This window comes from Pedobacter sp. 01T416_2, assembly GCF_056398925.1.
Map to the genome: position 1 here is coordinate 1 of NZ_JBFTQI010000161.1, position 9166 is coordinate 9166.

General features: G+C 40.3%; 5 protein-coding genes. 1 reads left to right on the forward strand and 4 read right to left on the reverse strand.

All coding sequences use genetic code 11. The features are described from left to right. Positions 1-687: PorV/PorQ family protein (locus tag AC1DPQ_RS09115; RefSeq protein ID WP_477608912.1), on the reverse strand; the 687-nt coding region annotated here is incomplete at its 3' end. A gap of 803 nt (positions 688-1490) precedes the next feature. Between AC1DPQ_RS09115 and AC1DPQ_RS09120 the strand changes: the two genes are divergently transcribed. Beyond that, complete coding sequence (locus AC1DPQ_RS09120) at positions 1491-3698, forward strand: beta-N-acetylhexosaminidase (RefSeq protein ID WP_477608914.1); 2208 nt, start codon at positions 1491-1493, stop codon at positions 3696-3698. 525 nt (positions 3699-4223) lie between these two features. On the opposite strand, the gene AC1DPQ_RS09125 is transcribed toward AC1DPQ_RS09120, so the two are convergent. The 3 genes from AC1DPQ_RS09125 to AC1DPQ_RS09135 all read right to left on the reverse strand — a co-directional run. Then, positions 4224-6605: a glycoside hydrolase family 88 protein gene (locus AC1DPQ_RS09125; RefSeq protein WP_477580516.1), complete on the reverse strand. Its 2382-nt coding sequence runs from the start codon at positions 6603-6605 to the stop codon at positions 4224-4226. A 190-nt stretch (positions 6606-6795) separates the two neighbouring features. Next, positions 6796-8223, reverse strand: coding sequence for a Gfo/Idh/MocA family protein (locus AC1DPQ_RS09130; RefSeq protein WP_477608916.1), 1428 nt, complete (start codon positions 8221-8223; stop codon positions 6796-6798). Positions 8224-8261: 38 nt separating this feature from the next. After that, on the reverse strand, positions 8262-9166 hold a 905-nt coding region (locus tag AC1DPQ_RS09135; protein WP_477608918.1), incomplete at its 5' end, for a 3-keto-disaccharide hydrolase.

Below are 9166 nucleotides of genomic sequence, written 5' to 3' on the forward strand. Positions count from 1 at the left end.
GGTATCGCTATAGCTCATTTTTGTCCCGATGTTGGATATATTTACCCCCATCGACCAATCTGCAGGCCCTCCGAACAACATCACCCCGGTACGGTAGATCCCAGATATATCGGCTGCCAAGGCTCTTCCAGGCCCGGCCTGCACCCCTGAACTTGTCATCCCAGTATAAAGACTGCTGTTGATGAAACGGATACTGCCACCCAGTGCGAATTCTTTTCCAAAACTCCTGGCATAGCTGATATCGGCCGCAAACTCTGTTGGGCGGGCCGTTCCCAATCCCTGTGCGTTATCATCGGTAAGGCTAACTGCGCCCATAGAAAAATACCTCAAAGAAGCCCCTATGGTATTGCGTTCGTCCAGCTTACGGTAGCCGCTCAGGTAGGCAAGGTTCATGTCCGGCACCAGGTTCCTCATCCACGGGGTATAGGTTAAACCAATCCCTGTCGACCCCAAGGGCAAGTAGGCCATCGATGCGGCATTAATGGCCGCAGAATGGGCATCAGCTTCAACCGCCACCCCGGCATTTCCCATACCAGCAATGCGGGCACCCGGTGTGATCCGTAAAAAGGGAGCTGCAGCGATCAGACTGTTAGATCTGGCATCATTGTCGATTTTTCCTGCCTGCTGGGCATCTACGTTTGTAATAACTAAAGTTAGCAGGGCCAAAAGGAAAAATATTCTGTTCATCGGTTATGAGTTAAAATTTTCAGTTCTTATTATCAAAAAACAACCATCACCGCTACTGCTATTAATCTTTTATGCTGCACCAGCCAAATATCTCCGGTTAGATATTACACTCATCTAATTACAGTATTACCTGAAAGGCATATCGCGAATGATACTGTCTATTTCAGGCAATACAGTAATTCTTCTTGATTTCAACAGGACGATTTCTTTCAAGAAGTTACATGCAACAAAAACTCTTTTATAGGTTTTTTGGTTAGTTGGTTACCCCGAATAATTTATTCGTTTGTTTTCTAATAAAATGATTAAAGGATGTTGGTATAGATCTTAGTTAGAGACCTTTATCAAAACTAAGCACATTTGATTTAAGTCAATTTAAAAACACCGCACAAACGTTTGTTTACCGATAGATCTACAATAATGTGGCGTTTAAGCGGTGTTAATATCCCTGATAATGCAACCGCATTTGCTTTAAAATTTTTAAATAAAGGTACAATGTGATTCAGGAGAAATAGAAAAACAGTAAATTATATTCAGCATAGCCCAGCTCGTGGGTTAATGCACAATTACCCAGCTTATTTCCGAAATAGGTGTCGTTTGTAAATTTATTATTACAAAAACAAAAGATGATCGAAATAATATAGTATGGTAAAAAACAAGAGATCGATTCGATATTGGATTATTGGCAGTCAACATTTTAAAGCAAAATTTAAAGTAGCGGATTAAACGCAAACGTTTGTGCTTTGTTTAATATTTAAGATGGATGGCATAATATGTAAATTACTTTAACCCTAATTGAGTTTCTTATGACAAAAATTTTATTGCCTATCTTTTTCTTAATGTTTCTTTCAAAACTATCTATCGCCCAAAATAATATCATTCCACTTCCCGAAAGCTATAAAGCAAACGGCCAACGTTTTAACATAAATAAAGGAACTAAGATTTATTACCAAAATGGATTGAAAGAACAGGCAACACTTTTAGCATCGGCATTAAGTCCTGCCACTGGTTTCGACTTTGAATTAAAAGAGGTTAAAACTTTACCATCAAACGGGATAGTTTTAGTTGTCTCAAAAAATGCCGGTAAGAGCAGAGAATCCTATACATTATCGGTGAATAATCAACAGGTTAAAATTGCCGGGAACAGCAGCGCAGGTACACTCTATGGCATTCAAACTTTATTACAGATGTTGCCTGTCGAAATTTATAATAAGGAACGCCAAAAGAACAAAATCTGGACAATTGATGGTGCCATAATTAATGACGCCCCAGCCTACGCTTGGCGTGGTATGATGCTTGATGTTTCGAGGTATTTTTTTAGTAAAGAATATGTTTTAAAGTTTATCGACTTAATGGCGATGTATAAGATGAATGTATTGCATTTCCATTTAATTGACGATGCGGGTTGGCGATTGGAAATTATCAAATACCCCAAATTAACTTCAATAGGTGGATGGCGTGGTTTGGGCGCTGAAAAAACAGGTGGATATTATACTCAAAAAGACATTAGGGAAATTATAGCTTATGCGGCTAAACGAAATGTAGAAGTGGTACCAGAAATTGAGCTGCCAGCACATACTTTAGCTGCAATAGTAGCCTACCCTTACCTCGGCTGTACAAACCAGCAGTTCGTAATGCCAACACAACACTCTATTAGTAAAGAAATTTATTGTGTAGGTAAAGAGCGTACCTTTGAGTTTCTTGAAGATGTATTTAAAGAAACAACTGCGCTTTTTCCTTCAAAATATATTCATATCGGTGGCGATGAGGCCAATTACAGCAGATGGAAAGAATGCACTGATTGCCAAAAGAAAAAAAACGAACTGGGACTGAAGAATGAATCAGAACTGCAGGTATATTTCAATAACAGGGTACAGTCTATATTAAAAAAATATGGGAAAACYTTAGTCGGCTGGGATGAAGCAATTGAAGATGGCTTAAAGGAAAAAATGGTTGGAATGATCTGGAATGACAAGAAAAAAATTGCCAAAGCTGTAGAACAAGGACACAGCATTGTACAATCGCTAACTGCTTATTGTTATTTTGATATGCTTGAGAAAAACATTCCAGGCGAGGTACAAACAGCTTCATGGGCCGGGCCGGTTTCTTTAGAGCGTGTGTATTCCTTCAACCCCATGTTGGATGGTTTAGATGAAAAATACAGAAGCCAAATATTAGGTGCATCAGGCACTTTGTGGGCAGACCAGTTTATACATGGCAACAAACTGGCCGAAATGGTTCCATTGAACGAAAACCGCTCTGAGCAATATTTTGACTATTTGGCTTTGCCACGCCTAAGTGCATTGGCAGAAGTTTGCTGGACACCTGTAAAACTAAAAAACTGGACGGCATTTGAAAGTAGAATGAGTACACATTACCAACGCTACCAAAATGCAGGTTATGGTTTTAGGCTACCACAACCAAAACTGGTGAGTAATACAAAGGTTGATAGTACTTACACCATCACGCTACAAAATGTAGTTAAGGGTGCTGAAATACGCTATACTACTGATGGGTCTTTTCCAACACCTTATGCTACAGTATATACTCACCCCATCAAAATAACAAATCTCAGCAATTTCTGGGCTATAACAGTATTAAACAGGCAACAGTATTCGTTACCTTTCTATTTTCCAGACAAATACGATCGTTTCAAAAAACTTGGTGTCTTAGCTGCAGAATGGGGGCCATCCAACATTAAGGAAAAGGATTTTACAACTTTAGAGATCAATGCAACTGGAACAGTAAATGCCAACGGCAATTTTATTTTAACGTTTCAATATATTGGTGGCGAAAGCAGATTGGATATTAATTCTATCAGCATATACAAAAATGGAAATAAATTGGCCGAGGAAACACTTAACGGCTATGCTGGTACCAGCACAAAAAACAATAGTTATCCTTTTACGATCAATAATTATGAAACCGGTGCCGCATTTACCATTAAAGCCAATATAAAAGGTCAGATAAGTAATGACTCTAAGGGAGCTATTTTTATAAAAAAGGTAGATTAACTTTTAAACTGAGTGCTTTTGCACTAAACCTTAAATATTTGATYTAAAGTAAAAAGATAGCAGCAACAGCAATGTTTATTATTTTGCGAACAGAATAAATTCAATGCTGTAGATAGTAGGTATTCAAAGCTCATAGTCTGCCTTAACTAGTCCATAAAACAGGCAAAAGAAATCAATAACCATTCAGCTTACAAAACTGAATGGTTAAAAGATGCTTTAATAAGATTTTAATGGAGCACTACGTCTTTCTGGTCTCCTAAATAATAATATTCCCTGTGTAGCTGCTCATTGCGATAGACTGCCTATCATCTGCGATTAAATGAAACCGGTTAAAACCGACATAAACGTTCTCGTTTTCCTTTTAAGTATTGAAATTTAATCGGACAAAGAATTCGTAGCCTATTTATAACCATGAGCCATATTAACTACCCAAAATGTACTCAAATTTGGGTAGTTAATCGTTAATGCTTTTACCTTTCGAAGAGTAGATCTGTTTAAGTAAAGATTTAAAACAAAAAGCAAAAATTACCTATTTTTAACTAGCTTAGTTAACTCCGTACCAGCCAATAAAAAAGCTCCTACTCCATAAACTGCAGTCATATCTTCAGTTACTTTCTGCGGGTCAGCACCTACTGGTTGCACCCAGCCTAATTTACCATTAGGAAACACTGATTTTATCATGGATTGCCATCCTTTTTCTACCACTGGTTGATATTTTGCTTTATTTAAATAACCATTATTAATACCCCATGCCAAAGCATAAACGTAAAAACCAGTGCAGCTCATTTCGGGATTTGGATAGCTCTCGGGATCTAATAAACTGGCATGCCAGTATCCATTTTTATCCTGAAGACTAGCTATTTTTTTTGCCATTTCTACAAATAGATTTTCGTAAAACTTCTTGTTTTTAAAATCGGCTGGTAACTCTTTAATGATGAGCGGTAATCCAGCTAAAACCCAGCCGTTACCACGTCCCCAGAATACGGGTTGACCATTTTTTTCTTTCTTTGAAAAATATTCATCATCTCTAAAAAATAAATGATGCTCTTTATTGTAAAGGTAATTATAGGAAAGCTGGTACTCCTTATCCATAAATTCAAGGTATGTTTTCTTTCCGGTTATGTTTGCCATTTTCGCCCATACAGTTGGTCCCATAAACAAAGCGTCGCACCAGCTCCAGCGCTCAGTACAATAATTACCCGGTTCGAAAGTGTGTTTCAGATCTCGTTGGGAAGGATATTTCAAGATAAAATCAAAATAACGCTCTATCGGGCGGTACATACTTTTATTGTTGAAAACACGAGACATTTCTGCATACATCATCCCAACCGCATAATCATCGGCATGGTAACGCATATCCGGGTTTGCATCGAGTTTTTGTGCCCACCGTAATTTATCACCTACTGATTTTAGCCAATTAAAACAGGTAGTATCATTGGTAGCTTTTGCATATTCTACCATCCCTGAGTAAAGTGCACCATAGGTCCAATCAGCAGTTTCTCTTCCTTCAGTTTCTTTCATTTGCCAATTTGCAACAACACTCATTGCATCATTAACAGCTTGTTTAGTGAGGTTTGCAGCAGGTTTTTCTTTCAATAAACCTAATTTTATCTGGCTGTTGTAATCTGTAAATCCAGGGTAGCGGTCATTCTGCATCCATAAGATTTGTAATTCTTTGCTGCTGTCCATCCCCCTTATCGCAAACGGACGCACATTATCTTTTTTCGAATTCTGGGTAACCGCTACTGATGTCCAGGTTTTGCCATTATCGGCAGTTTCATATTTAAAAATTTCAAAAACATTATTAACCGGACGTGAGAGGTATACAGTATTCGGATTTTCATGGTCAATATTGATCCCACCCGAATAATGTGGTTCATTTATGCGGTCTTCTTTCTTTTCATATTGACGGGGAAAGCTACTGCCCGCATTACAGATTTTGTAATCTTCCCAAATGGTGCCATTCCATCTGGCATACCAATATTGATGCGTGGTTTCCTCCGGTAAGCGCGTATATACTAAAATTGGTTTTCCTGCAGCATCCAATGCTATATCCCAGATCCATGCGCGTACACCAAAACGTGTTTTTTCATACAGGGCCTTGGCATCATATACAAGGTCACACATCTCGTGTTTTAAGGGAAGTGTTTTCATCGTACCGATTTCTGTTCCGTTGGCCTTGTAAAACTTACCACCCTTATATTTTAGGTAATAAATACTGTTCAATGGCTCATCACGGGGATGCCCGTCGGTAAAAGCAAAATGGATTTCATCTTTACCGTTAGTGGTATATTTTATATAAGGACGGTTGCTAACAACTCCATTCGAACTTACCAAAGTCAGAATATCTGACCATGTTTTGCCAAGATCATCAGAATAAATAAAGGTTGGTTTTGAATCGCCCCCACGCCAAAACAGGAAAATACGGTTGTTTTCTTTCGACAGCATAATCGGGTTGGTGTAGGTGAAGCCCCTCCAGCCTACCGAGTTTTTCGAATAGGTTTGTACTTCCTGCCACTCTGAGATATCTTCAGGGTTCTTGGTTACTCTAAAATAGTTTTTGCTGCCCTCGCCGCCGTGTGGCGAATAAAAAACCATAATCCGTTTATCTGGCAGCAGTAAAAAAGAAGGGTTGGCATGATCATCTTTAACAAATTTGGGATGCAGATTAACTTCCTTTATCTGTTTTGTTTCTGTATTGTAGCTGCCCACCATAATACTACCATCTGTTGAAACCCAGCCTCCAATAACCTGTTTCGATCTGCCTTCCACATAAATAGCACGTGGATCTGAAAACCAGCACCAGGCACCGTCTTTTGAAAGGGTTTTGTAGAAATCTTGTGATTTTTGTCCGAATACGTTTATTGATACCAATAAAGCAAGGGCAATCAACATGTTGCTTTTCATTTATAATTCGTTGTATATTATTATAAAAATTAACTATTTTACTTATAGGTCGGCAATTTCTCTCCAAAGACTACCTCCTATTGTTCTTAATTAACAATTGGGCTGGTATTCTTATATACAAATAGTGGATGTTAGGATCAACATCCACTATTTGTGTTTTTAGAAATATCGTCTGCTACGCTTAATGTAACTAAACTTTATAATACTGCTCCCATCCTTTACGCGGCGGTGGACCGATCAACAGTTCGTTTGCATTTTTACTACTGGTAATTTTCTTCCTTTTCCTGTCGAAAACTATTTTTTCTCCTGTCCACTGTGCCAATACGCCGAGGCAGAATACCTGGCTTAACGGTCCTGCAATATCAAAAGAAGAACGGGTCTGCTCCTCTCCCTTACATGCTTTCAGGAAATTGGCAAAATGATTTGATGGGCTCAAGGGCACAACAGGTAAGCGGGAAGCCATTTCCTTTGCTTTTTCTTCAGGAATAATGGATAATGTACTGCCATGCGAACCGCCTTTAAAAGTGAGGTCTTTGCCGTAAATAATTTTACCCGGATTTAATTTAGCTGCAGTAATAGCGCCATTGCTTGGTGGTGGAATATTGGGATCGAGCCCTTGTACACCATAGCCGGCCGGTATTGGCGGAAGATTGTCTATTCCATCATACCACTTTACTTCAACGGGCGGCATACTGCCACGTTTAGGAAACTTGAACGAAAGTGTCGATGACATCGGATAGAAAAAGTTATTGTGCCCATCCAGCTTGATCGGGTCTACTTCATAAGGGAGACCGAGATCGAGAAACTGGTGCGAAGTATCTAGGATATGTGCCCCCCAATCGCCCAAAGCGCCCATACCAAAATCGAACCAGCAGCGCCATTGGCCGTTCACAAAATCTTTGTTATACTGGTGCCCCTGGGTCTGYATCTGCCAGATGTTCCAGTCGAGGGTATCGGGAATAGTTTCTGCCGGTGGGAACGAAGTAATCTTAGTATCCCAGCCATGCCAGCGCCTCGGCATATTCATGTGTGCCGTAATGGCCGTTACATCTTTAATGATGCCTGCCTCTACCCATGATTTATACTGGAAATAATTGGCTTCCGAATGCCCCTGGTTACCCATCTGGGTCACTACTTTCGGGTTTTTCCTTGCCGCTTTCATCATCAGTTCAACCTCATTGAAGGTACGGGCCATGGGTTTCTCCACATACACATGTTTACCAAGGCCAATAGCCATCATGGTAATCGGAAAATGCGAGAAATCGGGCGTACCAATAGAAACCGCTTCGATCTGGCTGCCCATTTTATCGAACATCTGCCTAAAATCTTTAAAACGCGGTACGTTTGGGAACATTTTCAGAATGGCCAGGGTATGTGGCGCCTCCATATCCACATCACACAGGGCGACAATATTGGCAAGGCCTGTATTGTGAAGTTCGCGGATAATATCGCCCCCACGGTTGCCGATGCCGATACAGGCAAGGTTTACTTTTTCGGCAGTACCAAAGCGGGAAGGATTCTGCCCATTTGCAAATAAAAAACCCGGCATTGCCGCAGCAGTAGAAGCCAGTAAAGCTTGTTTTAAAAACCTTCTTCTGGCGTTGTTATTATCGGTCATATAAAAAGATTGTTATGGTTGATCAATTAAACTATTGACTATCGTGATTTCAGCTCCCTGATTTTAATGCTCCTGAAGCTTACTTCGTTGCCATGGTCCTGTATTAAGATATATCCTTTTTGTGCTTCGCCAAAACCTGGCCATACCTTGTATTTGCTCTGCGCAACCAGGTCGCGGAAAGCCTGCGATCCGCGGTCGTACTCCAATACTTTCACCCCGTTCAGGTAATGCTCCACATGGTTGTTGGGATAAACAATTACACGGCCGGTATTCCAGTTTCCCGGCTGACTGAAGTAGCGTTCTGTCTTTTTCGCTTTGATCAGATCGTACAGCGAACTAAGCGTACGGTTACCATCCCTGCCCAGTTTGGCATCGGGATGCAGGTTATCATCAAGCAACTGATATTCAAGTCCTATCGCAGAGCCACTGTTGTTTTCTTTTAAAGTTACAAAATATTTGAAACCACTGTTTGCGCCTTTGCTTAATTTAAAATCGAAGGAAAGATCGAATGCGGCATACTGCCCTTTGCTTACAATATCACCTCCATTTGCCGATTCATCACCATTTGACGGCAATACGCTCAAAAGGCCATTTTTCACTTCCCAGCCCTTATCGGGAAAAGCCTTTTTATAGGCACCTATCCAGCCATCGGTACTTTTGCCATCAAACAATAATTTCCAGCCACTCTCCTTTTCATAACCTGAAAGGCTATTGGCAACCAGGTTAACCACGTAAATACCCTTTGGAAAAGCAAGCGGTTTGATGTTTTTGGTCTGGATACGGATATTCTTCCAGAAAATATTGATCCCGGCGTGTTCAGGCCGGCCGATACCATGTACCTGCAGGGCAATTATACCCTGGTTGGCCGTTAGCGAATCAACCAGGTAAGAAACAGGTTGATCATCCAGCCAGGTTTTTACGCTGTTACCGATACATTCTATGC

Excerpts from the sequence above, each read along its gene's own strand:
- AC1DPQ_RS09125 (WP_477580516.1), bottom strand. The coding sequence starts at position 6,605 with ATGAAAAGCAACATGTTGATTGCCCTTGCTTTATTGGTATCAATAAAC.